Here is a 25,191-nt window from a genome sequence, read left to right on the forward strand (position 1 = left end):
GCGTACTATCTCTCCTGGCTTAGTTCTTACAGCAATTCTGGATTTTTATAAACCACGCTCTCTCAGCGGCGGGGTTGTGTCCCCGCTGAAATCGGCGAGCCGGAGCACCGACGACAAGGTCTGGGCGCCAGGGATGGCGACCAGAGGCGAAACGAGACAGGACAAAATTGCCGGGAGCAATTTTGAACAGCGCTAGCGCTGGCCCCGAAGGGGCGAGTCCCAGGGATGGGACGAGTAATCTTGAGTCGAGCCGGCCGAAGTCGGAGATGCGGGAGGTGAGCGTAGTGCGAAGCACCGATTTCCCGCGGGGTCGCGGGGATTGAAAAGGGGGGCGCGGCAAGCTCCCCTTTTCCCGTTCACGTGCGGTGATGCTCAGGTGTCTGCCAAACGTTTGGTGAACGGAACTATTCCACAATGCCAAACCATTCCACCAGACACCGCCGAAACGCCCACTCCCTCAATGCTGAACACTTTCCGACGACAGCCCCATTTTCACCTGCGGGCGAAAAAAATCCTCATGCAGCGCCACCTGGTTACGCCCGCGCTTTTTGGCGTGATACAGCGCGGTATCGGCCGTGCTATACAGCGTCTCAAAATCGCTGTCTTTATACCCCAAACTGACACCAAAACTAGCGGTCACCAGTTGCTGGGGGAGAACCTCGAGCGGTGAAGCGTTCAGCGATGAGTGAATATAACTGGCAGTGATCATCGCCTCTTCGACACGTACGTTTGGCAGCACAATGGTGAATTCCTCGCCGCCGACGCGACCAATCGCCGCGCTTTGCGGCACGGCGCGGCGAATACGCGCCACCAGCGCACAAATCACGCGGTCGCCCATCGGATGGCCATATTCATCATTAATGCGTTTGAAATGATCAATATCGAGCAGGATCAGCGCCACATGGCCGGTCGTCAGCCCCTGGTTAATGTGATTAATGATCGCGCTGCGGTTAAACACGGCGGTCAGCGGGTCGTGCGTCGCCTCATATTCAAGGCGCGCCGCCAGCTGTTGCAACTGCTCATTCATGCGATTCAGCTCGCGCTCGGCGCGATCACTGCGTGAAATCAGGCGATACGATTCGCGGATCAGCCGCTGGTAGTTTTTTGCCACCGCCCACAATTTTTCGCGGCAGACATCGGCCGTCAGCCTGTCGTCAGCAGCGGCCAGGCGGGCATCTTCGAGAACGGAATAATCCTCCTTGAATAGCTCATTGATATCTAACATGCGTTAATGTCCGGGATAAGAAAAACGGCCAGCGACGGGAAATCGATGCGCAGCTCCTGGCCAAACTCCTCGGAGATATCGTCTTCGGCGTCATAGTACCAGTACAGCTCACACGCCGCGCCGCCTCTGGCGTAATCATTCAAGCTTTCGAACAGCGTAAATAGCAGTTTGGTACTGGAGCTGTTGAAGTAGCTCAGTGCCACATGCAACTGGAGCGGCGCGTCCGTCTGCTGGCCACTCTGCAGCCAGCCTTCCAGCGTATCCATCAACGGGCGGAAAAACGCGGCGGCATTTTCCGGGTAGGCTTCGCCTTTCAGCATCAGGCGTTGGGCGGCAAAATCAAATTTCACCTCCGGCGTCGCGGCGGTGGCGGGCAATTCAATAGCCGGCGTCAGTGTCATATCAGTCATGGCAGAACGTTGCCTTTAAGTGAAAGGCGGACAGAGAACTCGCCGCCAGAGGGTGAATGCGATATTCCAGCGGCAGGCTGGTATCCCGCGCCATGGTCAACAAACCGATGTTCGCGCCTTTACTGGTCGCCGGGGCTTCACTGCGTAGCCCCTGTTTCCAGGCATCGCGGATCTCCGCCTGCGACATACCGCGCAACACATCGAGATTTGTCTGCAATAACGAGGACGCTTCCGGCCCCACCAGGTTTGCGGTTTCGAGGTAATAGTGGGTTTGATCCATATGAAAACAGACCGAACCGAAGCGCAGCTCTTGCTGTTCAGTCGATAAATACCTGTCGTCTGAGGAGTAGCGCACAATGTTTTGCCCCATCTCGATAAAAGCTGAGAACAACTTTCTGCGTGTTATCGCTGAGGATTCATGTTTATCCAGCCATGTGCGAATGACTTCGCCCAGCGAAACAATATGTTGCTGGGAAAAATAGCCCGTATAAAAAAGCTCAACGGCGTTTTGCCGTTGCAGCGTAAAAAGGGGTAACAGAACGGCTTCTTTGACCTGCAGGTCGTTTATTTGCATGTTATTCACCAGCGAAAACCAAACCACGTCATGTCATCGCGCGACGCCTGCTGCCCCTGCCAGGCTTTCAGCGCCGCGAGCAGGGCGTCGGAAAGTGCAGGCATCGGCAGCGTGCGGTTTTGCGCTAACAGTGACTGAATACGTTTTTTGCCAAACATTACCTTGCGCGGGCCGCCTGGCTGGTCGGTCGCGCCATCAGAAACAATTAAGAATGTGTCGCCACGGCGCAATGGAGCCTGGTAGCGCTGCCACTGGTAATCCACCGGTGTGTCGGTGTAGCCGACACCTTTGCGGCAGCTTTCAAGCGCTGCTGTGCTCTCAGCGTCCTGGCTGAGTACAAAAGCGTGCATCCGGGCGCTCGCCCAACTGACTTGCTCGTTTTGCGTATCAACAAACAGAACAATGGCGTCACAACCATCGTTGGACTGGCTGCGATCGGCTGACGGATGCACCTGGCTGAGCGTCTGTTTGATATGTTGGTTAATCAGGCTGAGCAGTTGTTCCGGCGCGTTCGCAGGGGCGAGGCTGAGCGCTTTTTCCAGCGCCGAGGAGAAAATAAAGGTCATAAACGCGCCGGGAACGCCGTGCCCGGTGCAATCCGCCAGCACCATCAACCAGCCATTTTCCACGCGCTGAAAAGCATAGATATCGCCGCCAACGCAGTCGCGCGGGTGCCAGTGCAGGCACCAGTCATCCAGCGTTTTTTCAATGGTATTGCGCGAGCGGCTGAGCATCGATTCCTGAATAATGCGCGCGTATTCAAGACTTTGCATAATTTGCAGATGCTGTTTGGCCTGTAAATCTGAGACCGTGCGGATAAGGTCAATGCCCAGGCCAATACCGATGTATTGCCCCTGCTGGGTGAGGATAAACCCTTCGGTGACAGCTTTGTCGCCGGTTTCGATCACCCGCTCGGACAGGTATTCGAGACCGGAATCGGCATCGACAATCAGCGGGTTTTTATCCATAAACGCGATGCAGCTTTTCTGATCATACAGTTCATGAAAAAACGGACGGCTCATCTGCGACAGAAAAATATGCCGGTTAATCATGCCAATAGGACGGTTATTTTCCAGCACCGGCAGGCCAATCAATGATTTGTGTTCATTGAACAGCGACATGACCTGCACATTATTGGCATCCGGTGTCACGTGCGGGACGGCAAGGCGCAAGATACCAGCATTAAGCTGTCGCGAAGAGAGCGGTATATCCATGGTTCAAACAGCATCCCGATATAAGAATAATCTTAGGTTAAGGCGGGTTTGTGACGGTTTGATTTCAATTAAGTAAGTCAATGAATAACGGGAGATTATTGCTCCCTAAGCAAAACCACAGTCATATCTGCGGCGGCGAGAGGAGAGGGGGTAAAAAAAAAGCCCGCACTTGTCAGGCGGGCAAATAATACTGGAAGCAATGTGAGCAATGTCGTACCGAATACTTGAGTGATTTGCTCAACTATTCGGTAATGCGAAAGATAATCTTTATCATCTTTGCGGTCAACCCCAACTTTTGTGCGACTTCACTGATTTAATGCCTCGAGTTCAAGAAATTCGCGCCAGCTCACATCATCAATATAAATACCTGCCTGCTGGCGGCATGGATAAGCCCGGTATAAAAGCCTTGTGTCTCCTCTTCTTTGCCAATGCTGCTGGTTAAACAGTGATCCCTGTTACTGCATTTGTCAGGTTTTGTCAGTACTATCTCTGCGCGAAAAAACAGATAACGAGCAAGTGATGATCCTCTTCTGGTGTGTAGTACCAATATTGCTGTTGTTCTTTGGCAAAGCGTGGAGTTCGGCGAAGATCCGCGAATATTACCGCCGCTCGCAGCGCGCTCTGGAAGCGACCGTGGCCAGCGAGATGGATAACCAGCAACCTTCCTGGATAAATAATGTCGCGCAGCGTGCGCAATTCACCGCCTCGTTGTGCGAGCTGTGCATGAAAAAAGAGGTGCCAGACTGGTTTCTGGAAAGCATTGCCGGCAACGACGAAGGGATGCATTTTCTCACCCGACACGCCGCACTGATGGAAACCTTTGGCGCGCCATTTCGCGATCAGGTGCAGGCCGCCGCCGAGCTGGTCGACGGTGCCTGGCAACGTTCAAAACTACGCGGTTATTGATGGGCAGGGCGGCGGGCAAAGCTGGCGGATAACCGGTCCAGCAAAATCGCCATCAGTATCACCACAATACCGCTTTGCAACCCAAGCCCGATTTCCAGTTGTTGAATGCTGCTGAGAATATCGTTGCCCAGCCCGCCAGCGCCGACCATTGAGGCGATAATGACCATCGACATTGCCATCATGATGGTCTGATTGATACCCGCCATAATTGACGGCTGCGCGGCCGGAAGTTGCACCTTCCATAACAGTTGCCACGGCGTACAACCAAAGGCGATCCCCGCTTCCAGCCGTGCAGTGTTAACCTGGCGGATCCCTAAGTCGGTTAAGCGCACTACCGGCGGCATCGAAAACAGGATCGTGGCGAAAATACCCGGCGGGCGACCAAGGCCAAACAAAATGGTGGCCGGGATCAGGTAAACAAACGCAGGCATGGTCTGCATAAAATCAAGCAGGGTACGCACGATGCTGCCCACCGTTGCCCGCCGCGCGCTCCAGATCCCAAGCGGAATACCGAGCAGCAGGCTAAAAAAGGTGGAGGAGAGTGTCAGCGCCAGCGTAATTGCAGCATGTTCACTGTAGCCGCTATAGATGATGTACAGAGTTGCCAGTAGCGCAAACAGCGCAAAGCCCTTGCCGATGCGCCATGCGCCAAGCCCGACCGCCAGCACCACCAACCCCCACGGCGAGAACGCGCTAATCAACTGTTCAAGTCCACCGGCAAACAGATCAATAACGCTCGCGATGCCGTCGAAAAGCCCGCCCGCATTTGCCAGCAACGCGTGGACAGCATCATCAATCTGCCGACTAAAATCTAATGGGTAAGCCATGGTATTCCTTAACGAGTGCCCCAGATATCGGCGTAGTTTTCCGCCAGTTGCCAGCGGGAAACGTCCACCCCGGAGAAGAAGTGGCGCACATAAGGTGTAGCAGGGGTGTTTATCAGCACTTCCGGTTTACCTACCTGCACCAGTTTGCCTTTTTCCATTATCGCGATGCGCGAACCCAGCCGTAGCGCCTCTTCCATGTCGTGAGTGACAAAGACGATGGTGCGTTGCGAGCCCGTCTGTAGCATCAGCAGCAGGCTTTGCATTTCGCGGCGGATAATCGGATCCAGTGCGGAAAACGCTTCATCCATTAATAGCACCGTCGGCTCCACCACCAGCGCCCGAGCCAGCCCAACGCGCTGCTGCATGCCGCCAGAAAGCTGGTGCGGATACTGCTCAGCAACCTGTGCAAGGCCCACTTTCTCCAGCATGGTCAGCGCCCTGGCTTCCCGCGCTTCACGCGGAATACCGGCAACTTCAAGACCGAAGGCGACGTTTTCCAGCACCGTGCGCTCATCAAATAGCGCAAAAGACTGAAACACCATACTCATATGCTGGCGGCGCAGCGCAATCAACTCATGCTCAGACAACGTTGCCAGCGCGCGCCCCTGAAAAGTGACGTCGCCAGAAGTGGCCGGGATCAGATGATTTAAGGTGCGCAGCAGGGTCGATTTGCCCGAGCCGGATAAGCCCACAATGACAAAAATCTCACCGGCAAAAATCTGCAAATGAATATCTTGCAGGGCTTTTACCGGTACGCTTTTTTCCCGACGTGAGAAAATACTTTTTCGACGTGTGGAATAATAGTCTTTATCCACTGCGCGTAACTCAAATAAAGGTTGCGACATAATGTTTGCTTTATTTTTGGGTTTTGCGTTCACACTAACGTAAAAGAATTGGCTGGAGTATTTATTTTAACTTTACTGATATGCTTTTTCTGCATGAGCTTATTTAAAAACCGGCAATTGACGTTGTGTTTTCATGAAAGCCCCAGGCTTCATCTAATAACCATGATTTGACTTTTTCCTGCTGGGCGGAAATCGGTTTATGGCTGGCAGAAATAAGATAATAACCGCGCTCGGTTCGCACCGCCGGGCCGCACTGCGCTAACTGCTGATGAGTAATAAATGGCGCAATTAACGGTTGCCAGCCAAGGGCAATACCCTGGCCTTCCAGCGCCGCCTGGATAACCAGCGAGTAAGCATTAAACGTACGCGAGGCGCTATGGCTCTGGCCGAAAATCTGATGGTAGCGGAACCAGTCCTCCCAGGTCATCCAGCGCTGCGGGCGGGTTTCCGGCAGCTTTAACAGCGGATAACTTAGCAGCGCTTCCGTCTGCATGTTTTCCCCTATTTTTTTCTTTATTTCCGGTGCGCAGACCGGGAACACAATTTCCGGAAACAGGCGCTGGGTCTGCGTTCCCGGCCAGTTTCCCTGACCAAAATAGGTAGCCAGATCGGCATTGCTGTCGCGAAAATTGTAGTCATTAGGCGAGGTGGTAACCTGCACTTCCACGCCGGGGATCAGCGCCTGCAAACGCTCCATTCGCGGCAGCAGCCAGTAGCTGGCAAAACCCATATCGGTGTCGATGCGCAGCACGTTGCGCTTGCGCCGGGTGCGCTCCAGTTGCTCGCTGATGTCGCTCAGGCTGCTGCGTACAATCAGGTACAGACTATGGCCGGACTCGGTTAACTGTACGCCGCGATGCCGCCGCTCAAATAACGGGGCATCAAGCCGGTTTTCCAGCATTTGAATGCGCTGGCTCACCGCTGGCTGGGAAAGCCCCAGCTCATTTCCGGCGGCGGTGAAATTACCTAATCTTGCCGCCGCCTCAAATACCACCAGCGCCTGTAAAGGCGGAAGTTGTAATTTGTCTGCCATAATTCCACCTTATTTCATGATAAAGAAATAACCCCTTCACAGGGAAATATACGCGTGAGATAAACGTATCACGTTTTTTACGTCTATTTTATTTTTGGATGTCGCATGCTTATAAAGAAACCGAATATCGTTATTCTTATGGCCGACCAATTAACGGCCAGCGCATTAAAAACGTATGGGAATAAGGTTAGTCTGACACCGAATATTGATAAATTAGCCAACGAAGGGGTGGTATTTGAATCCGCCTACTGTAATAGTCCGCTGTGCGCGCCGTCGCGCGCCGCATTAATGACCGGGCAATTTATTTCACGCAACGCTGTTTATGATAATGCCGCCGAGTTTCATGCCGATTCACCAACCTTTTGTCACTACCTGCGCGAGCAGGGTTACCGTACCTGGCTTTCCGGCAAAATGCATTTCTGCGGTCCGGATCAGCTCCACGGGTTTGACGAACGCCTGACCACCGATATCTACCCGGCAGACTTCGGCTGGACGCCGGACTGGGAGCGCCCGGAGCGCCGTCTTGACTGGTATCACAACATGAGTTCGGTGCTGGAAGCGGGGGAGTGCGTGCGCACCAATCAGCTTGATTTTGATGACGAAGCGCTATTTCTCGCACGCCAGCGTTTATATGACGCCGCCCGTCGCCCGTCGGAACAGCCTTTTATGTTGCTGCTGTCGCTGACTCATCCGCACGATCCGTTCGCCATTCCGCGTCGCTATCTCGATCGTTTTCGCGAAGAGGATATCGATCTGCCGCAAACACGCCGTGAAGAAGTGGAAGACGACGCGCATTCGGCACGCTTGCGAGCGATGTATCAACTGGAGGAAGGGCTGCTTACCGACGACCACATTCGCCGCGCGCGTCACGCCTATTATGGTGCGCTGGCGTATGTGGATGATTGTTTCGGCGAGGTAGTGAAAACCTTGCAGGACACCGGGCTTGCGGAAAATACCGTGGTGCTGGTGATCGCCGATCACGGTGAAATGCTGGGTGAACGCGGCCTGTGGTACAAAATGACTTTCTTCGAGAATGCGGTGCGCATTCCATTTATTGTGCATAACCCGGCGCGGTTTACGCCGAAGCGTATCGCACAAAGCGTGTCGCTGGTGGATCTGCTACCGACGCTGGTTGAACTGGCAAGCGGAGAAGACCGCAAAGCGCAGGCGATTGCCCCGCTCGATGGCAACAGCCTGGTGGCGCATTTGCGCGGCGAAAATGGCCCGGATGGGGCGTACAGCGAATACCTTGCCGAAGGCGCGCTGGGACCGATGCTGATGATCCGCCGTGGCCCGTGGAAATACATTCACTCTTTTAGCGAAGCGCCGCAGTTATTCCACTTGCAACGCGATCCCCATGAGCGCGAAAACCTGGCGACACACAGCGAATACCAGACGGTGGCAGATGCGTTTGCCGCTGAAGTGGACGCGCACTGGGATGTGGCGGCACTGCGTGAGCAGGTGCTGGCAAGCCAGAAGAGGCGGCTCTTTTTAACCCGCATCGCCGGACGCGATGCTATCCCAAAATGGGATTTCCAACCGCAGCAGGATGCGTCGCAGCGCTACATTCGTAACCACCAAACGCTGGATGAACAGGAAGCTTTTGCCCGTTATCCACATCCTTTAAAACAACCGGCCGGGAAATAACAATGAACCACACTGTGAGCAAACTTTTACTGCTGGCGCTGGCTGGCAGTGTTTCACTGAACGCTTTCGCCGCCGACGCTGAGCGCTGCGCGACGGTGACCCAGTCCGATCCGGGCTGGACGGATATTGCCTCAACCAATGCGCTTTCTGGCGTGGTGCTGAACGCGCTGGGTTACCAGCAAAAAGTGCAGAACCTCTCTGTGGCGCTGGCTTTTCAGGGGCTGAAAACCGGCCAGGTGGATGTTTTTCTGGGTAACTGGATGCCTGCGCAGGAGCCGGTGATCGGTAAATTTACCGCCGACGGCGCAATTAAGGTGATTGGCGCAAACCTGCCTGCAGCGCGTTTTACGCTGGCGGTGCCGGATTATGTTGCCGCAGCCGGAGTGAAAGATTTCGCCGACCTGCAAAAGTACGCCGATAAATTTCACCATAAGATTTATGGTATTGCGCCGGGCGCGCCGGCCAACCAAAACCTGAAAAAGATGCTCGATAAACATGATTTCGGCCTGAAAAACTGGCAACTGGTGGAATCGAGTGAGAGCGGCATGCTGGCGCAAGTGACCCGCGCGGTGGAGCGCAAAGAGTGGATCGTTTTTTTAGGCTGGGAGCCGCACGCCATGAACACGCGCTTTAAGCTGGCCTACCTGAGCGGCGGCGACAGCTACTTTGGTGCGAATTACGGTAGCGCGACGGTAAACACGGTGACACGCAAAGATTTCGCCACTGATTGCCCGAACCTTAATCGTTTTTATAGCCAGCTGAAGTTTGATGTCGCGCTTGAAAACGCAGTAATCACCCGCGTGCTGGATAAACAAGAAGATGTCCACGCGGCGGCGAAAGCCGAGCTGGCACAACGCCCGGAACTGTTAAAAGCGTGGCTCGAGGGTGTTACCACGCGCGAGGGGCAACCTGCACAACCGGCCGTCGAGAAAGCGCTCGGTCTGTAATTTTCCCGCTGTTCACGCCGGATGTCTTCATATCCGGCGCTTTTCACTTTTTTACCGCTTAATTTATCCCCACGACAGCGAAGTAAAACGATAGTTCTTGCTCGAAAGTAAAGAATGCGTATAGTTCTCATTATCTTTAGTGTTTGTGGGTACAGCAAGGATCTTCCCCGCAATAACAGTGAGCGTAAAGGCTGACAGGGAACACTGAAAAGCCGTGACGAGCTGCGCCGGGCCGAATCTGCCCTCATCAAACGATCGCGCACATAATGTGCGGCGTGGGAGCTCGTCTGCCTTGATGACATTAACGGTAAAGGATCTCCCATGAAGATGAACACCTCCGTGCTGGCTCTGCTGGCGGCGATGGCGCTCGCTGGTTGCAGCGCACATAACATCACCAGTGCGCAGCCTGCGGCATCAGCAGCAACACCTCCGGCGGCGCAGCTACCTGAAAATGTGGTGAAACGCTCTCTTGCCAGCGGCCTGTATGAAATGGCACTCAGCCCGCAGGGCGATGCGCTGTATGTTGCCAGCGCGGAAGGCTTTAAAGATGTGCAGGGCGGGGTGGTTTACAAACTGGATCCGAAAACGCTACAAACCCTCGGCGCGACCCACACTGACCTGAAAAACTTTGGCATGGCTCTCTCTCCGGATGGCAAAACCGTGTATGTCACCAATTCGCTGGACGGCGGCGTGAGCGCCATCGACACCAGCAACGGCAAAGTGCTTTCCCGCACGCTGTTCCCGGAACGCAACGAAAAAGGCCTGCCCTACGGCGCGCGTGAAATTGTGCTGCATAACGGCAATTTATATATCGGCGCCGTTGCCGATCCGGCACTGGTGTGGGTGGTTGACGCGAAAACCCTGAAGGTCAAAGCGCGTATCAAAAACGCGGGCAAATGGGTGACCGGCCTGCACTTCTCTGCGCAGACGCAACGTTTGTACGTGGCTAATGGCGGCGGCGAAATTCTGGTGATCAACCCGCGCAATAACCGTATCGAGCAACGCTGGAAACCGTTGGGCGACAAACCGGCGCTGCTGTTAAATATCGCTGAAGATGAGGCCACCGGCCGCTTGTTCGTTACCGATAATTCAAAAGCCAAAACCACGCTGGTACTGGATATTCACAGCGGCAAAATCGTGAAACAGCTTGAGGGCGATGCGCTGGCGGTGAAATTCAACGCTAAACGCCATGAAATCTATATTACCCAGCGCGAGTCCGGCAAAGTGCTGAGCCTTGATGCAACCAGCTATGCCGTAAAACAGCGCTGGGAGCTGCCGCCACATCCGAACAGCCTGCTGCTTTCTGCTGATGGCCAGACGCTGTTTGTCACGGTCAAACAGGCGTTTAACAAAGATCACTCCACCAACGGCCCGGATAGTGTCGTCAGGATCGATCTGAACAAGTAATGACGCTGGCCTGGAAACGGGCCATTTCTTTTTATTTCAATAGTTAATAATGATGAATAACCGCAAAAAACATTCGATACCTTTGCGCAAGACCGTGCTTGCGCTGGCCATTGGCGCGGTCGCGCATAACGCACAGGCAGCGACGGCTGACGCCAGCGTAAAACCCACGCATGAGGAAACCATTGTCGTGCAGTCCGCCGCCAGCAGTGATTTCAGGCCCGGCGGCAGTGAGCTGGTTCCCGCGTTTCTGGACGGACAAGTGGCGCACGGCGGCCGCCTTGGCGTGCTGGGCGAGCAAAAAGCGATGGATGTGCCGTTTAACGTCATCGGTTACACCTCGAAGCTGGTGCAGGATCAACAGGCGAAAACCATCGCTGATGTGGTCAGTAATGATGCGGGTGTGCAGGTCGGCCAGGGTTACGGCAACTTTGCCGAAACGTACCGTATTCGCGGCTTCCAGCTTGATGGCGACGACATGCTGATGGGCGGTCTGGCGGGCATTGTGCCGCGCCAGATTGTCGATACCCAGATGCTGGAGCGCGTGGAGATTTTTAAAGGTTCAAATGCGCTGATGAACGGTTCTGCGGGTTCGGGTGTTGGCGGGATGATTAACCTCGAACCGAAACACGCCGAGGACACGCCGCTTACCCGCGTAGGCGTCGATTACACCACTCGCTCACAAGTCGGTGGTTCGCTGGATGTGGGACGTCGCTACGGTGATAACAACCAGTTCGGCGTGCGTATGAATTTGCTCCATCGCGAAGGGGATGCAGCAGTAGAAGACGATCGTCGCCGCACGACGGCGGCGTCAATTGGTCTCGATTATCGTGGCGAGCGCCTGCGCACGTCGCTGGATCTCGGTTACCAGAACAAAACGGTTCACGGCGGCGAAATGGGCGTCAATATCAGCGCCGTCGACTTTATCCCAACGCTGCCGGATACCCGTAAAAATTACAGCCAGCGCTGGGCGCACAGCGATATTGAGAACGAATTTGGCCTGGCGCGCGCCGAATATGATCTAACCGATGACTGGACAGCTTACGGCGCGTTTGGCGGCCAACATGCTCATGAAGACGGCACGTACGGCGCGCCTAAACTGTTCAATAAAAACGGTGACGCGACCTTCAGCCGCATGGATACGGTGCGGATTTCTGACTCCTGGAGTGGCATGGCCGGGTTGCGCGGTAACTTCGATACCGGTTTTGTTTCCCATAAAGTGAACGTGGGTTATTCGGCGAACATCAAGCGTGACCGCGTGGCCTGGACCCAATCCGATCAAAAAAATCTGCCGGTGGTGAATATTTATGATCCCTCGGCGATCCCGCTGCCGGACAATTTAACCCATAGCGGCAACTACAGTGACCCGCTGACGACCGCGCGCTACCGCTCGCAGGGTTATACCCTGAGCGACACGCTCGGCGTATTCGACGACCGCCTGCTGTTTACCGTGGGCGCGCGTCACCAGAAATTGTGGGTGCGCAACTACAGCAATGCCACCGGTGCGGAAACCACCACCGCGCGTTATACCCAGGATCGCTGGATGCCGACGTACGGTGTGGTCTATAAGCCGTGGGATGTCGTCTCTTTCTACGCCAACCATACCGAAGCGTTGCAACCGGGCGGCGTGGCGCCGAAGACGGCAGAAAACCGCTATCAAAGCGTGGGGATTGCACATTCTAAACAGAACGAAATTGGCGTGAAAACGGACTTTGGCCGCATTGGCGGTACGCTGGCGTTGTTTGAAATCAAAAAGCCGACCGGCATTCTTAACAGTACGACGAATGTTTACGGGCTGGACGGTGAGCAGCGTAACCGTGGCGTGGAGTTGAATCTGTTTGGGGAGCCGGTGCTCGGTCTGCGCCTGAATGGCAGCGCGACCTGGCTGGATGCGGAGCTAACGAAAACCAAAGATGGCATTAATCAGGGTAACCGACCGATTGGTGTGGCGAAATTCTACGGGGTGATGGGGGCCGAGTATGACATCAAACCGGTCGATGGCCTGACCGCCACGGCACGCGTGAACTATACCGGCTCGCAATATGTAAACACCGCCAATACCCGCAAACTCGACAGTTATACCACCCTCGATCTTGGCCTGCGCTACCGTATGCAACTGAATGCGGAGAAAAACGAGATGGTCTGGCGCGTGGGCGTGGATAACGTCACCAATGAGAAATACTGGGCCAGCGTTGAAGACAACGGCACCTATATTTACCAGGGCGATCCGCGCACCGTGAAAGTCTCAATGAGTTACGACTTCTGATCGTTGTTTTATCCGGCGGGCGTGATGCCCGCCTGTTGCAGGCCATTCAACACTTCCCGCATTCCCCGGCTCACCACTTTATCCTGACGCATCACCAGCGCTAACTGGCGCTGGAGCGGCGGCCGCACCGATTGTACGCGCAGACCCTGGCGGTCTTCTTCAGCCTGAACCGCCACGCCGGGCACAATGCTGTAACCCAACCCGGCGCGCACCATGCGTTTTATCGCTTCAATACTGCCCAGTTCCATTACCGGCGCGAGGGCGACACCTCCTGCGCTAAACCACTGTTCTATGAGCAGGCGCGTGCTGCTGCCGGATTCGAAAACAATCAGCGGCAGAGGCGCAAGCATTGCCGGCGTCGGCAATGAAACGCCATCAGCGTCTTGTGCAGTGATCACCACAAATTCTTCGGTAAATAACGGTGAAATCGCCAGATTGCGCCCGTTGGCGGGCAGCGTTACAAGGCCGATATCGATACGATTCTCTTCCACCGCGCGCACGATATCACTGGTGTTGCCGGTACGCACCCCGACAGACAGTAGCGGGAAATCGCGATGCAACTTTTGCAGCAGCGGCGGCAACAGGTGAATACAGGTCGTCGCGCCGGTGCCAATTGTCACGCTGCCGCTAATAGCGTGCTGATGCTGCGCCACCGACTGCACCGCGGCGCTGACGGCATTTTCAATCTCCGCACAATGCGCCAGAAAGGTTTCTCCGGCGGCGGTGGCGCGCAGACCGCGCCCGGAACGTTCAATCAGGCGAACGTGCAGTGACTGTTCTAGCTGGCGGATTTGCAGGCTGACGGCGGGTTGCGAAATGCCTAACACCTCTGCGGCGGCGGTAAAACTTCCCCGGGCAAGCACCAGCTTAAACGTCGCTAACTGGTCAAAGCTGAAATGGGGCATGGCAAAGTTTTCCTTATAGCGGTGATAAGCGCAGCCTGGTGCCGCGCGGGCGGCGTTACAGGTAGCCTGTAGATATCATCAAACGGGGAACAGTTTATGGAAATTATTGACGCGCAAGAACATCATCTTAGCGCGATTGTGCAGATTTATGCTTATCACGTGACGCACGGTAATGCCACCTTCGAAACCGAAGCGCCGGACGTGGAGGAAATGCGTACGCGGCTGGCGAAAACCCTCCGCAACGGCTTGCCCTGGTATGTCGCCGTGCATGAAGGGCAAGTCCGGGGTTACTGCTATTTATCGCGCTATCGCGAGCGGCGGGCGTACCAGTACACGCTGGAAGATTCTATCTATGTTGATGACAGTTTCCGCCAGCAGGGCGCAGGCAAAGCGCTACTCGCCCGCACGGTAGCCTGGGCGGAGCAAAACGGTTACCGCCAGCTTATCGCCAACGTTGGCAACAGCGAAAATGAAGGTTCATTACGCCTGCACAGCCGCGCCGGTTTTGTGGTTATCGGCACGCTGAAAAGTGTCGGCATGAAGCACGGGCGCTGGCTGGATACCGTTCTGATGCAGCGCCCGCTGGGGGAGGGGGATGTGACGCTTCCGCGCAACAACCTCCTGTAAGTCAACGGTAATGAGTGGCTGAAAGACTATTCTTCTGCCGTCACAATACGCTCAAACGCGTTCAGTTCTGCCAGCTTGCCGTGATACCACTGTTCGCAAAACGCACTGCCTAAATGGTCTGCCAGGTAATCGCACTGGCGAAACGCCTCCAGCGCGGGTTGCTGGAATAACGGCAGATCGGGTGAGGTGTGGGTAAAGTTTGCCAGCGCGTTATCATCAATACGCTCCAGGCCATATAAAATGCCGGTCAGTAACGTCGCCATTACCAGATAAGGGTTGGCGTCCGCGCCCGCCAGGCGATATTCGATCCGCCGGTTGCGCGCATCAGAGCAGGGAATGCGCAGAGCGGCGTTGCGTTTGTTGTAACCCCAGGAGTGAAAAAGCGGTTCATCCAGATTCTTACGCAACCGCCTGAACCCATTAACACCCGGCGCCATGATCGCCAGCGACGCGGGCATCAATTCCAGCATGCCGGCAAGGGAGAGTCGCACCATTTCATTGGGTGCCTCCGCCGGGCTGGCAAACACATTTTCGCCATTCGTGTCATTAAGACTGACGTGAAAATGCAGGCCATTACCGGCCAGCTCTGAGAATGGCTTCGCCATAAAATTGGCCTGATAGCCAAATTTCTCAGCTACGGTACCGGTGAGTTTGCGTAGTGCCAGCACCTGCTCGCAACTCTCCACGACATTGGATGAATGGCACATATTCAGTTCAAACTGCCCGGCTTCGGCTTCGCTAACGATGCCGGATAAGGGGAGACGCTGTGCTGCCGCCATGTTTTCCAGTTCCTCAATAAACGCAGAGTAGGCCGACGGCACGGCCAGATGAAAACAGCCCTGCGGGCGGTTCTGTTGTGCGGCGGGGTCTACAAGGTAGAACTCCATTTCCGCAGCCACCACCGGGTAAAGGCCATGTTGATGAAACTGACGCAGCACATTTTGCAATATGACTCTGGGCTCCAGCGGCCAGGGAATATTATCGCTGTCGAGCATGGTTAATAATAATTGCGCGTTATGGCGCGGATCGTGCGCGCTTGGGCGTAACGTGCCGGAAACGGGTAAACATAAATTATCGGGCTCTTCGTTAATAAGTCTGCCGGGTGAAGAGGTGATTATTTTCCCTTCGCGATCCATGGCGTAAACAGATTGCGGAAAATAACAACCCGTGCTTAGGGAAAATACGTTTTCGACGGCCACTCTTTTCCCCCGGAATATGCCATGAGTATCGTTAAGATAAATATCAACGTGTTTTGTTTGCGGGTGTTCGTTCAGATACGCTTTGATTTCATGAGAAAAATTCTGCTGAAGTAGCCTGATTTCCTGATCAACCATCAATGCCGATCGCGAATGTAACGGTGTTGGAAATGGTGTGGTGGTAAAAAAGGTACGGATATTTTTCAGTAGCGGAATAGTCATCAGCGAGTTCATATTTTTCTTTCTGTGAGGCCTGTTGGCGGTGAACTCAGCATAAAAGAGCGCTTTTTATTTTGATATAAACGCCGCGTAAAAAGGAAATACGCGGCGATAAAAATAGTATAAAAATGGCGCGCTTAAAGCGTGGAAGGCATTTTTAGCAGCGGCGAGGGCGCGCTATCCGCGAAATGCATTTTTACCCAGTCGAGTGTTTTGCGCTGGCCAGGAAAAGTAAGCAATTCGTGGGCGTCGGCAAAGCTGACCCAGCGGTATTCGCTGTGCTCGTGGTTGAGCGTTATCTCGCAGGCTTCATCGACGTACGCAACAAACACCGGCACGACGGTGATGGCGTCGCGGTGCGCTTCGTAAAACTGCTCGCAGCAGTCAGCGGAATAGAGTTCGCTAAGCTGCAAGCCCGTCTCTTCCCGCGCTTCGCGCAGTGCAGTTTGCCAGGCTGTTTCACCGTGTTCAATGCCGCCTGCAATCTGGCACCACTGGCCGTTAAGCATTTTACCGCTGCGTTTAAGCAGCAGAACGCGCCAGCCCGCTGCGGAGTGGCACAGCACAAACAGGGCTATCGAAAAGCAGCGTATCGGGATTTCCTTACTCATTGTTTTCTCCGTGTTTATGGCTAAAGCAGCAATATCAGGGTGTCGCCAGGGCTTGTCATGGTTTCGCGCAAATGGCCTTTTTCCTGATTTTTCACAACAACCAGGCAGCAGATCGGTTACACTCGCGGCACAGAAAAGCCACATGACAGGAGGTTTATATGCTGGAAAAATTGCGTACCCGCGAGGGGAAAAAATTTATCATTGCGGTGGTGATTGTATTCCTGGTTGCCGTGAGCGTCATTTCGAAAGTGACCTTCGAGGGCGTCGAAGATCAGTACAATTTGCCGATGGAATCCTGGACGGTAACGATGTTTATCATGCAGGGCGCATGGGTTGCTATCTACAGTCTGATGTTCACCATCATTGGTTCGCTGCCTTTTGGGTTCTATTTCCTTGGCCCGAAAGACGATCGCGGCTAATCCCTCCCGCCCTGGCGCGCTGCCGGGGCTGCCTCTTACTCTGATGAGCCTTAATCGAAATCGTGATCTCTCGCGTCCTCAGCGTAAAGCTCTGCGGTAAGCCACGATGACCGACAAGTTAACTGTCACTACATTTCCTGGCCCATGCAGGCTGCTGTTTCTCGCTTTAAAAAGCGTTTTTACCTCGCAATAACACTTTCACCAACAATTAAAGATCAAAAAATAATCGCCGATAGAGATCTCACAGGGAGTTCGTGCTGAAAGGAAGATGACGTAAAAGGCTGACTCCAGGAGAGCCGTAATGGCCAGAGAATTTGTGACCAAAAAAATGAGCACCCGCGCGCAAATGTTGCTGACGGGGGCCATCACCATCACCCTCGGTTTTGTGGTAACTATCGGGGTACTGAGCTGGCAGTCCAGCAGTGAACAAAAACACCGCGCCGAACAATACCTGCAAAAAATTGCCCAGAGCCAGGCGTTAACTATCCAGCAGCAACTGAACTATGCGCGCGATGTGGCGCATAACCTCGGTCACAGCATGATTGCGTTGCCAGAAGCCGGGATCACCGACCGCCAGGTGGCAGATAAACTGCTTATTTCCGCCCTGCGCGATAATCCTGACTATCTCTCTATCTCGGTTATTTTTGAAGACAACGCCTATGACAGTCGCGATGCAGAGTTCGCGGATAAGCCCGATCAGGCACCCAAAGGCCGCTACGCCTTCTTTGTCGATCACGATCAATCCGGTAATTTTAAGCTCCACCCGTTAACGTCGATCTTTACGCCGGGCCAGGGCGACTACTATTTGCTGCCGCAAAAAAGCCAGAAAGATACGTTAATTGAGCCCTACAGCTATGCCTATAACGGTGTGCCGACGCTGCTGACCTCAGTGGCGGCACCGATTGTCAGCGGTGGCAAACTGCATGCCGTTGTGACATCGGATATCTCGCTGGCCTCATTGCAGCAGAAAGTGAATCAGATCAAACCGTGGGAAGGGGGCGGCTATGCGGTGCTACTTTCGACCGCGGGAAAGGTGATTTCCTACCCGGATAAAAACCTGACCAGCAAGCCTTACCCTGGTAAAACGGATGGTTTCACCAGTAATGTGGTGGAACAAGATGATCCGATCCTCGGCGAAAAAGCGCTGATTACCTGGCAACCTGTGTCTATCGGCAACAGTACCGATAACTGGTATCTCGGCGTCGTTGCGCCGGTGAGTTCGGTGATGGCGGCGGCCAACCGTCAACTGATGTACGCCATTGTTCTGGGGGTTATCAGCATCCTGTTGGTGTGTACGCTGCTCGGCCTGATCTTTAGTCGTAAAGTGTTGAAACCGATTGGTGGCGAGCCGCTGGAAGGGGCGAATATCGCACTGGCGGTCGCGGATGGCAAACTCGATAACACAATCCCGGTGAAAGGTAACGATCGTAGCAGCCTGTTCTATGCCCTGCATACCATGCAGGCGCAGTTACGGCAGATTGTCGGGCAGATCAAAGAAGCCAGTGACTCGGTGCGCCAGGGCGCCGGCGAGATTGTCAGCGGCAACATTAACCTCTCTTCGCGTACTGAACAGCAGGCCGCAGCGCTGGAACAGACCGCCGCCAGTATGGAGCAGTTTAGCGCCACGGTGAAACATAACGCCGCCAACGCCCACCAGGCGACGGCGCTGACCGCCAATGCCACGCAGATTGCCAGCCGGGGTGAAACGCTGGTCGGTCAGGTGGTGGAAACGATGGCGAAAATTGACGACAGCGCGAAGAAAATCGGCGATATCACGGCGATCATCAACAGCATCGCTTTCCAGACCAATATCCTGGCGTTGAACGCCGCGGTAGAGGCGGCGCGTGCTGGTGAACAAGGGCGTGGCTTTGCGGTGGTGGCGTCTGAAGTGCGCAACCTGGCGCAGCGCAGCGCCGACGCGGTGAAAGATATCGGCGCGTTGATTGAAGAGTCCAGCAAACGCGTCGAAGCCGGGGTGCAACTGGTGAACGATGCCGGTCACACCATGCAGGAGATGACGCAGGCGGTGAATTCCGTGCAGACCATCATCAATGAGATTGTCAGCGCCTCGGATGAGCAGGCCAAAGGTATTAGCCAGGTGACGATTGCCGTCAATGAAATGGACGGGGTCACGCAACAAAACGCCTCGCTGGTGCAGCAAATGGCTGCGGCAGCAACCTCACTCGAAGATCAGGCGCAGCAACTGGCGCAGACGGTGCATCAGTTCCGCCTCGAAGCGTAACCTCAACAGAGAGCCTGGCAACAGGCTCTCTGCCTATCTTATCCGGCAACCAGTTCGATACGGTTATTATCCGGGTCCAGAATCACGGCTTCATAAAAACCATCCCCCGTCCATCGCGCGGCGCTGGCTAACCGGCCCTGCTGACGGGCTTTTTCAGCCATCTCATCCACCGCTCCGACATCGCCGACATTGATAGCGATATGCGCCCAGCCAACAAATTCTGCGGCGTTCGGCGCATCGGCCAGCTCCGGCACGGTCATGAGTTCAATGGTTGGCCCGTTGTGCAGCGCCATAAAATAGGATGCAAAACCGGCGCGGTTTTGACTGACATATTTCTCATTGCTGGTGGCGGAAAAAAAGTCGCGCCAGAATGCGCGCTGCGCGTCGAGATGGCGTGTCCAGAGTGCGACATGGGCAATGTTCAAGGTGACCTCCAGGGCGTAGGGGGTGTTAATTGACAGCGTGATACATTTGCATGATCATGCTCATTATTGCTCGATTTGAATTTAACAAAGAGGATTTATGCTCGATTATGCCGCTTTTCCGGATCAACGACAAGATCTGATCCGCCAGCGTCTTCAGGCGCAGGGACGGGTAGTCTGCGCGGATCTTGCCGTTGAATTGCAGGTTTCAGAGCACACTATCCGCCGGGATTTGCAGGAGCTGAGTAAAGCGGGCATCTGCAAAAAGGTCTACGGCGGTGCGGTATTGCAACTGGCGACCGGCGGGAGCTTTACGCAAAGAAAAGAGCAGGATCGAGCAACAAAAAGCCTTCTCGCGCAGCGCTGCGTGCCACTGCTCAAGCCCGGCACCTGTGTATTTATTGATACCGGCACCACCAACCTTGAACTGGCAAAAGTGCTGCCACCAGAGTTAAACCTGACGGTAGTGACAAATTCACCGGAAATCGCCGCTGTTGCGTGTAAACATCCGCGCTGCGAAGTGATCATGCTGGGTGGGTTGGTGCAGAGCAGCACCGGCGGTTGCGTCGGCGCACCGGCTATCAACCAGCTTAACGGGATCATTTTCGATCAGGCGTTTATCGGTGGCTGCGCGATGTCGCCGGAAATGGGGCTGACCGGCTTTGATTACGCCGATTGCGAATTTAAAAAGGCGGTGATCGCCCAAAGCAACCAGGTGGTGGTGGCATTAACGGCGAATAAGATCCCCGCTGTGGCCCGCTACATCGTTGCCGCCAGCCAGCAGATTGATGTGCTGGTGGTCGAAATCGATCTCAACAAAGCGTTTCATCAGGCCTTTCGCGCAGAGAATATTGAGATCCTGACGGTTTAAACGCAACCGGGCGTTTCGCGCTTTGCCGCTCAGGGTTCATTTCTTGCCAGCCCACAGCGGAGATGTTAAAAGGTGCCCCTTTAAATGAAACCACAAAGGGGAAGGACGTGAAAAACGCGTCACAGGCAGCGGGAAGCAGCACCGATGCCGCGTCGGAAGCAGGGCCGACACTACAACGAGGTTTAAAAAACCGCCATATTCAGCTGATTGCGCTGGGTGGCGCGATTGGCACCGGGCTTTTTCTGGGCATTGGCCCCGCGATTCAGATGGCCGGGCCAGCCGTTTTGCTGGGCTACGGCATTGCTGGCGTTATCGCTTTTCTGATTATGCGCCAGCTCGGTGAAATGGTGGTTGAAGAGCCGGTTTCTGGTTCATTTTCCCATTTTGCCTACAAATACTGGGGGCCGTTTGCGGGCTTTCTTTCTGGCTGGAACTACTGGGCGATGTTTGTGCTGGTGGGAATGGCGGAACTGACCGCCGCCGGTATTTATATGCAGTACTGGTTCCCGGACGTGCCGACCTGGATTTGGGCCGCCGCTTTCTTTGTCATCATCAACGCCGTCAACCTCGTCAATGTGCGCCTGTATGGCGAAACCGAGTTCTGGTTTGCGCTGATTAAAGTGCTGGCAATTATCGGCATGATTGGTTTTGGCTTGTGGATGCTGTTTACCGGCCATGGCGGTGAGCGCGCCAGCTTCGATAACCTCTGGCGCTATAACGGCTTTTTCGCCACCGGCTGGCATGGGCTTATCCTCGCGCTGGCGGTGATTATGTTCTCTTTTGGCGGCCTGGAGCTGATCGGTATTACCGCCGCCGAAGCCAGCGAGCCGCACACCACCATTCCGAAAGCGGTGAACCAGGTGGTGTACCGCATTTTACTCTTCTATATCGGCTCACTGGTCGTGCTGCTGGCGCTCTATCCGTGGATTGACGTCAAAGCCAACAGCAGCCCGTTTGTGATGATTTTCCACGAACTGGACAGCAACCTGGTGGCATCAGCGCTCAATTTCGTCATTCTGGTGGCGTCCCTGTCGGTGTATAACAGCGGTGTCTATTCCAATAGCCGTATGCTGTTTGGTTTGTCAGTGCAGGGCAACGCGCCGGCCTTTTTGACGCGCGTCAGCCGTCGTGGCGTGCCGGTGAATTCCCTGTTCCTCTCAGGGGCTATCACCTCGCTGGTGGTGTTGGTTAACTATCTGCTGCCGCAAAAAGCCTTCTCCATGCTGATGGCGCTGGTGGTGGCGACTCTGCTACTTAACTGGATCATGATTTCGCTGGCGCACCTCAAATTCCGCGCAGCGATGCGCCGCAAAGGGCGCGATCCGCAGTTTAAAGCGCTGCTCTTCCCGGCGGGCAACTATCTGTGCATTGGCTTCATGCTGATGATCCTGGTTTTGATGTGCACCATGGACGATATGCGCCTGTCGGCGGTGCTGCTGCCGGTATGGATTGTGTTCCTGTTTGTCGCTTTCAAACTGCTGCGCCGTACGCCGAAGCGCGGGTAACTCGCGCGATTCCCTACCAGATCCGGTGGGCTGCGGCTTGCCGGACTGGTGATGATGTCTATGTCTAAACTGTGATAGCCTCGGGTCTTATGGCCAATCGCAGGATATATTGTTGTTATGTCCATTCAGAAAATTGCCAGGATGGCAGGCGTTTCCGTTGCAACGGTCTCACGGGTGCTGAATAACAGCGAATCAGTGAAGCCGAAAAATCGCGAACGCGTATTGCAGGCCATCAAGGAATGCCAGTACCAACCCAACTTATTAGCCCGCCAGTTGCGCACCGCGCGCAGCTCAATGATTCTGGTATTGGTCTCTAACATCGGTAACCCGTTTTGCGCCGAAGTGGTGAAGGGCATTGAAGAAGAGGCGGAAAAAAACGGTTACCGCATCCTGCTGTGTAACTCCGGTGCAGATATAGCGCGCTCGCGTTCAGCGCTCAAATTACTGTCGGGCAAGATTGTTGACGGCATCATCACCATGGATGCGTGTGCGAAATTGCCGGAACTGGCCACCATGATTGGCGCTGCGCCCTGGGTGCAGTGTGCCGAGTACGCCGATAACGGCGATGTCTCCTGCGTGGGCATTAACGATGCCGACGCTGCCCGCTGCGTGATTGACCGCTTAGTAGAGCGCGGCTGCCAGCGCATTGCCATGATTAACCACGATCTGAGTTATAAATATGCCCGGCTGCGTGAACGTGGCTACCGGAGCGGTTTACAGGCAAAACACCTGCGCTATGAAAACGTGGCGTACGCCCGCGATTTGAGTTTCAGCGCCGGGAAAATCGCGATGCGGCAGCTGCTAAATACGCCGGAACGCCCGGACGCGGTGTTTGCCGTTTCCGATACGCTGGCCGCCGGGGCGCTGCTGGCGATCCATGAAGCCGGGCTGTCAATGCCGCAGGATATCGCAGTGGTCGGTTTCGATGGCACTGAACTGGCCGAAATGGTTACTCCGCCGCTCAGCACCATTGAGCAACCTTCGCAGGCGATGGGGAGCGAAGCCGTCCGGCTGTTGCTGAACCGCATTGATAACCCGGACAGCCCGCCAGAAAGCGTAATCATGGACTGGCGTTATATTTCCCGCGCCAGCGCCTGACATTTCAGGCATGATGTGTGTCAAGATTTCGCCAGCCGTCGCGCTGGCTTTTTTATTGCTCAGGGAGCCTTGCCATGACCCGGCAACGACAAGCTGATTTATTTCTGGTTCTGACCACGCTGATTGCCGCCTGCGGGTGGATTTTCTCACGCGAAGCCATTAGCGGGATGCCGGTTTTCGCCTTTCTTGGGCTGCGCTTTTTTGGTGCGGCGCTGGTGCTGCTGCCGTTTTGCCGTGGGCAACGCATTGCGCGGGAAAAAGTGCGCCAGGTAGTGATAAGCGGATTATGGATGGCGCTCAACCTCTGCCTGTGGATCTGGTCAGTGTCGACCACGCCATCGCTGGGCGAGGGGGCGTTTATCATGAGCCTGTCGATGCTGTTCGTGCCGCTGGTGGCCTGGGTGATGCTAAAAACCCGCCCGGCGCGCGCCTACTGGGAGTGTTTGCCGGTCGCCATTGTTGGATTAGCGCTGCTGAGCCTGCACATACCCATCACGTTTCATGCCAGCCAGGGCTGGTTTTTGCTGACGGCGTTCGTGCAGTCGATCTATTTTTGCTACACCAGCCGTTGTGCCAGAGAAGTACCGCTGCTGCCGCTCACGGCGGTACAGCTTGCGATCACCGGCGTTGCCGGGCTGGTGATTTCTGCGCTGTTTGAGTCCTGGACCCAACCCTTTACCAGCACCACAGCGATGTGGCTGGCGGCGAGCATTTTAATTGCCACAAGCCTCAGGTTTGGCCTGCAGCTGCAAGGGCAAAAATATGCCGCCGTCGCCAGCGCCGCCATCATTATGGTACTGGAACCGTTACTGACGGTGATTGCCGCCTCGATTTGGTACGGTGAGCGCTTACCGCTACAAAAAATCCTTGGCGGTGTACTGATCCTGCTGGCGCAGATTTGGTTCCGCTGGCGGATGATTGCGCGTTTACCGTCAAAGCCTTAACGTGCCAGCCAGCACCGTATGCGCACCGCCGCCGATCAGCACGCGACCATTTCCCCTGATCGCCAGCGCTAAAACGCCGCCGCGCGGTGAGGCCTGGTAGGCGGTAAGCGAGTGCTTACCCAGCCGTGCCGACCAGTAGGCCGCCAGCGCACAATGCGCGGAACCGGTCACCGGATCTTCATTCACTCCTACCCACGGGGCGAAGTAGCGCGACACGCAATCATACTCATCCTGACCGGGCGCGGTGACTGCCACGCCGCGGCCTGGTAAGGCGCGAAGCGCCGCAAAATCAGGCTTGAGCGCGTAAACTAACTGCGCATCCTCGACCACCACCAGTTGCTTCGCGCCGAATACACCGTAACCACTCACCTGTTCATGCGCCAGCCCAAGTGCCTCCAGTAATTCCGCTGGCGCTTCGGGCTGCGTGTGTGGTGTCAGTAGCGGGAAATCAAGCTCAATGCACTGCGCTCCGGCGGTTGCCGTCAGCGGGCCGGAAAGGGTGTGAAAGGTGATGGTATCACCCTTAGCGAGCCGCCCGTTCTGGCGCAGAATATGCGCGGTCGCCAGCGTGCCGTGGCCGCATAAATCAACTTCGGCCTGTGGCGTAAACCAGCGCAGGTTGTTATCCGCAAGGGTTAAAACGCGGTTTCGGATACCGCCATCTCTTCAGCTATCTGCTGCATTAGCGCGGCTTCCAGCCCTTGCGGTGTAATGCATACTGCTGCCGGGTTACCGGAAAAAGGACGCGTGCTGAACGCGTCCACCTGGTAAATATCAAGTTCCACTACGGCGCTCCCTTTGTTAACAAGGAGATGACATTATCGCCTTTTTACG

The 25,191-nt window shown here is 55.1% G+C and carries 25 protein-coding genes; 12 read left to right on the forward strand and 13 right to left on the reverse strand.

The features are described from left to right. Positions 1–457: 457 nt before the first annotated feature. Genes ACFX4U_RS12055 through ACFX4U_RS12070 form a run of 4 tightly spaced genes read right to left on the reverse strand, consistent with a single transcriptional unit; the run spans position 458 to position 3,423 of the window. Positions 458–1,225, reverse strand: coding sequence for a GGDEF domain-containing protein (locus ACFX4U_RS12055; RefSeq protein WP_313509350.1), 768 nt, complete (start codon positions 1,223–1,225; stop codon positions 458–460). Continuing rightward, complete coding sequence (locus ACFX4U_RS12060; protein ID WP_313509352.1) at positions 1,219–1,635, reverse strand: DUF1987 domain-containing protein; 417 nt, start codon at positions 1,633–1,635, stop codon at positions 1,219–1,221. Before ACFX4U_RS12060 ends, ACFX4U_RS12055 begins: the two co-directional genes overlap by 7 nt. Beyond that, positions 1,628–2,209 carry a SiaB family protein kinase gene (locus ACFX4U_RS12065; RefSeq protein WP_313509355.1) on the reverse strand — a complete coding sequence of 194 codons (582 nt, stop codon included), beginning with the start codon at positions 2,207–2,209 and terminating at the stop codon, positions 1,628–1,630. Before ACFX4U_RS12065 ends, ACFX4U_RS12060 begins: the two co-directional genes overlap by 8 nt. A gap of 5 nt (positions 2,210–2,214) precedes the next feature. Further along, positions 2,215–3,423, reverse strand: coding sequence for a SpoIIE family protein phosphatase (locus tag ACFX4U_RS12070; protein WP_313509356.1), 1,209 nt, complete (start codon positions 3,421–3,423; stop codon positions 2,215–2,217). Positions 3,424–3,897: 474 nt separating this feature from the next. Here ACFX4U_RS12070 and ACFX4U_RS12075 point away from each other — a divergent pair, with 474 nt between their 5' ends. Next, positions 3,898–4,329, forward strand: coding sequence for a hypothetical protein (locus ACFX4U_RS12075; RefSeq protein WP_313509358.1), 432 nt, complete (start codon positions 3,898–3,900; stop codon positions 4,327–4,329). Here the strand turns inward: ACFX4U_RS12075 and ACFX4U_RS12080 are convergent. The 3 genes from ACFX4U_RS12080 to ACFX4U_RS12090 form a co-directional block, all read right to left on the reverse strand. Further along, a complete protein-coding gene (locus tag ACFX4U_RS12080) occupies positions 4,323–5,156 on the reverse strand; it encodes an ABC transporter permease subunit (RefSeq protein WP_313509360.1) in 834 nt (277 codons plus the stop codon). The genes ACFX4U_RS12075 and ACFX4U_RS12080 overlap by 7 nt on opposite strands. An 8-nt stretch (positions 5,157–5,164) precedes the next feature. Then, positions 5,165–6,001 (reverse strand): ATP-binding cassette domain-containing protein, encoded by an 837-nt coding sequence (locus ACFX4U_RS12085; protein ID WP_313509362.1) that lies wholly within the window; start codon positions 5,999–6,001, stop codon positions 5,165–5,167. 103 nt (positions 6,002–6,104) lie between these two features. Then, the gene (locus ACFX4U_RS12090; protein WP_313509365.1) at positions 6,105–7,034 is read right to left on the reverse strand and encodes a LysR substrate-binding domain-containing protein; all 930 of its coding nucleotides are present in this window, start codon (positions 7,032–7,034) and stop codon (positions 6,105–6,107) included. Positions 7,035–7,139: 105 nt separating this feature from the next. Here ACFX4U_RS12090 and betC point away from each other — a divergent pair, with 105 nt between their 5' ends. The 4 genes from betC to ACFX4U_RS12110 all read left to right on the forward strand — a co-directional run bounded on the left by betC (position 7,140) and on the right by ACFX4U_RS12110 (position 13,298). Further along, the gene (gene betC, locus ACFX4U_RS12095; RefSeq protein ID WP_313509367.1) at positions 7,140–8,681 is read left to right on the forward strand and encodes a choline-sulfatase; all 1,542 of its coding nucleotides are present in this window, start codon (positions 7,140–7,142) and stop codon (positions 8,679–8,681) included. 2 nt (positions 8,682–8,683) lie between these two features. Further along, the gene (choX, locus tag ACFX4U_RS12100) at positions 8,684–9,628 is read left to right on the forward strand and encodes a choline ABC transporter substrate-binding protein (RefSeq protein WP_313509368.1); all 945 of its coding nucleotides are present in this window, start codon (positions 8,684–8,686) and stop codon (positions 9,626–9,628) included. A gap of 321 nt (positions 9,629–9,949) precedes the next feature. Beyond that, positions 9,950–11,035 carry a YncE family protein gene (locus ACFX4U_RS12105; protein ID WP_305735396.1) on the forward strand — a complete coding sequence of 362 codons (1,086 nt, stop codon included), beginning with the start codon at positions 9,950–9,952 and terminating at the stop codon, positions 11,033–11,035. 49 nt (positions 11,036–11,084) lie between these two features. Next, positions 11,085–13,298, forward strand: coding sequence for a TonB-dependent siderophore receptor (locus ACFX4U_RS12110; RefSeq protein WP_313509369.1), 2,214 nt, complete (start codon positions 11,085–11,087; stop codon positions 13,296–13,298). A gap of 8 nt (positions 13,299–13,306) precedes the next feature. Here ACFX4U_RS12110 and ACFX4U_RS12115 read toward each other — a convergent pair whose 3' ends face one another. Beyond that, positions 13,307–14,203 (reverse strand): LysR family transcriptional regulator, encoded by an 897-nt coding sequence (locus ACFX4U_RS12115; protein WP_313509370.1) that lies wholly within the window; start codon positions 14,201–14,203, stop codon positions 13,307–13,309. A 96-nt stretch (positions 14,204–14,299) separates the two neighbouring features. On the opposite strand from ACFX4U_RS12115, the gene ACFX4U_RS12120 reads away from it, so the two are divergent. Continuing rightward, positions 14,300–14,830 (forward strand): N-acetyltransferase family protein, encoded by a 531-nt coding sequence (locus tag ACFX4U_RS12120; RefSeq protein WP_313509372.1) that lies wholly within the window; start codon positions 14,300–14,302, stop codon positions 14,828–14,830. Between the two features lie 26 nt (positions 14,831–14,856). On the opposite strand, the gene ACFX4U_RS12125 is transcribed toward ACFX4U_RS12120, so the two are convergent. Both ACFX4U_RS12125 and ACFX4U_RS12130 read right to left on the reverse strand, forming a co-directional pair. Next, positions 14,857–16,260, reverse strand: a complete 1,404-nt coding sequence (locus tag ACFX4U_RS12125; RefSeq protein WP_313509375.1) for a glutamine synthetase family protein — start codon at positions 16,258–16,260, stop codon at positions 14,857–14,859. A gap of 122 nt (positions 16,261–16,382) precedes the next feature. Then, on the reverse strand, positions 16,383–16,856 hold the full coding sequence (locus ACFX4U_RS12130; RefSeq protein WP_313509376.1) for an NUDIX domain-containing protein: 474 nt from the start codon (positions 16,854–16,856) through the stop codon (positions 16,383–16,385). A gap of 158 nt (positions 16,857–17,014) precedes the next feature. On the opposite strand from ACFX4U_RS12130, the gene ACFX4U_RS12135 reads away from it, so the two are divergent. Continuing rightward, a complete protein-coding gene (locus ACFX4U_RS12135) occupies positions 17,015–17,275 on the forward strand; it encodes a DUF2534 family protein (RefSeq protein WP_017458690.1) in 261 nt (86 codons plus the stop codon). Between the two features lie 301 nt (positions 17,276–17,576). Then, a complete protein-coding gene (locus ACFX4U_RS12140; RefSeq protein WP_313509380.1) occupies positions 17,577–19,517 on the forward strand; it encodes a methyl-accepting chemotaxis protein in 1,941 nt (646 codons plus the stop codon). Between the two features lie 38 nt (positions 19,518–19,555). On the opposite strand, the gene ACFX4U_RS12145 is transcribed toward ACFX4U_RS12140, so the two are convergent. Continuing rightward, positions 19,556–19,942, reverse strand: a complete 387-nt coding sequence (locus ACFX4U_RS12145) for a VOC family protein (protein WP_313509383.1) — start codon at positions 19,940–19,942, stop codon at positions 19,556–19,558. A 97-nt stretch (positions 19,943–20,039) separates the two neighbouring features. On the opposite strand from ACFX4U_RS12145, the gene ACFX4U_RS12150 reads away from it, so the two are divergent. From ACFX4U_RS12150 to ACFX4U_RS12165, 4 genes are all read left to right on the forward strand, one after another. Beyond that, a complete protein-coding gene (locus ACFX4U_RS12150; RefSeq protein WP_313509385.1) occupies positions 20,040–20,810 on the forward strand; it encodes a DeoR/GlpR family DNA-binding transcription regulator in 771 nt (256 codons plus the stop codon). Positions 20,811–20,917: 107 nt separating this feature from the next. Further along, positions 20,918–22,315: a phenylalanine transporter gene (gene pheP, locus ACFX4U_RS12155; protein WP_313509387.1), complete on the forward strand. Its 1,398-nt coding sequence runs from the start codon at positions 20,918–20,920 to the stop codon at positions 22,313–22,315. Positions 22,316–22,432: 117 nt separating this feature from the next. After that, complete coding sequence (locus tag ACFX4U_RS12160; protein ID WP_313509389.1) at positions 22,433–23,413, forward strand: LacI family DNA-binding transcriptional regulator; 981 nt, start codon at positions 22,433–22,435, stop codon at positions 23,411–23,413. Between the two features lie 74 nt (positions 23,414–23,487). Then, positions 23,488–24,357, forward strand: a complete 870-nt coding sequence (locus tag ACFX4U_RS12165) for a DMT family transporter (RefSeq protein ID WP_200550265.1) — start codon at positions 23,488–23,490, stop codon at positions 24,355–24,357. On the opposite strand, the gene ACFX4U_RS12170 is transcribed toward ACFX4U_RS12165, so the two are convergent. Continuing rightward, on the reverse strand, positions 24,346–25,011 hold the full coding sequence (locus ACFX4U_RS12170) for a PhzF family phenazine biosynthesis protein (protein ID WP_313509403.1): 666 nt from the start codon (positions 25,009–25,011) through the stop codon (positions 24,346–24,348). The two genes, ACFX4U_RS12165 and ACFX4U_RS12170, sit on opposite strands and share 12 nt — an antisense overlap. Further along, a complete protein-coding gene (locus ACFX4U_RS12175) occupies positions 24,993–25,142 on the reverse strand; it encodes a PhzF family phenazine biosynthesis protein (RefSeq protein WP_313509393.1) in 150 nt (49 codons plus the stop codon). The genes ACFX4U_RS12170 and ACFX4U_RS12175 overlap by 19 nt, the downstream gene beginning before the upstream one ends. Positions 25,143–25,191 lie beyond the last annotated feature (49 nt).

It is taken from the genome of Kosakonia sp. YIM B13588 (assembly GCF_042788165.1).
GTDB lineage: Bacteria > Pseudomonadota > Gammaproteobacteria > Enterobacterales > Enterobacteriaceae > Kosakonia > Kosakonia sacchari.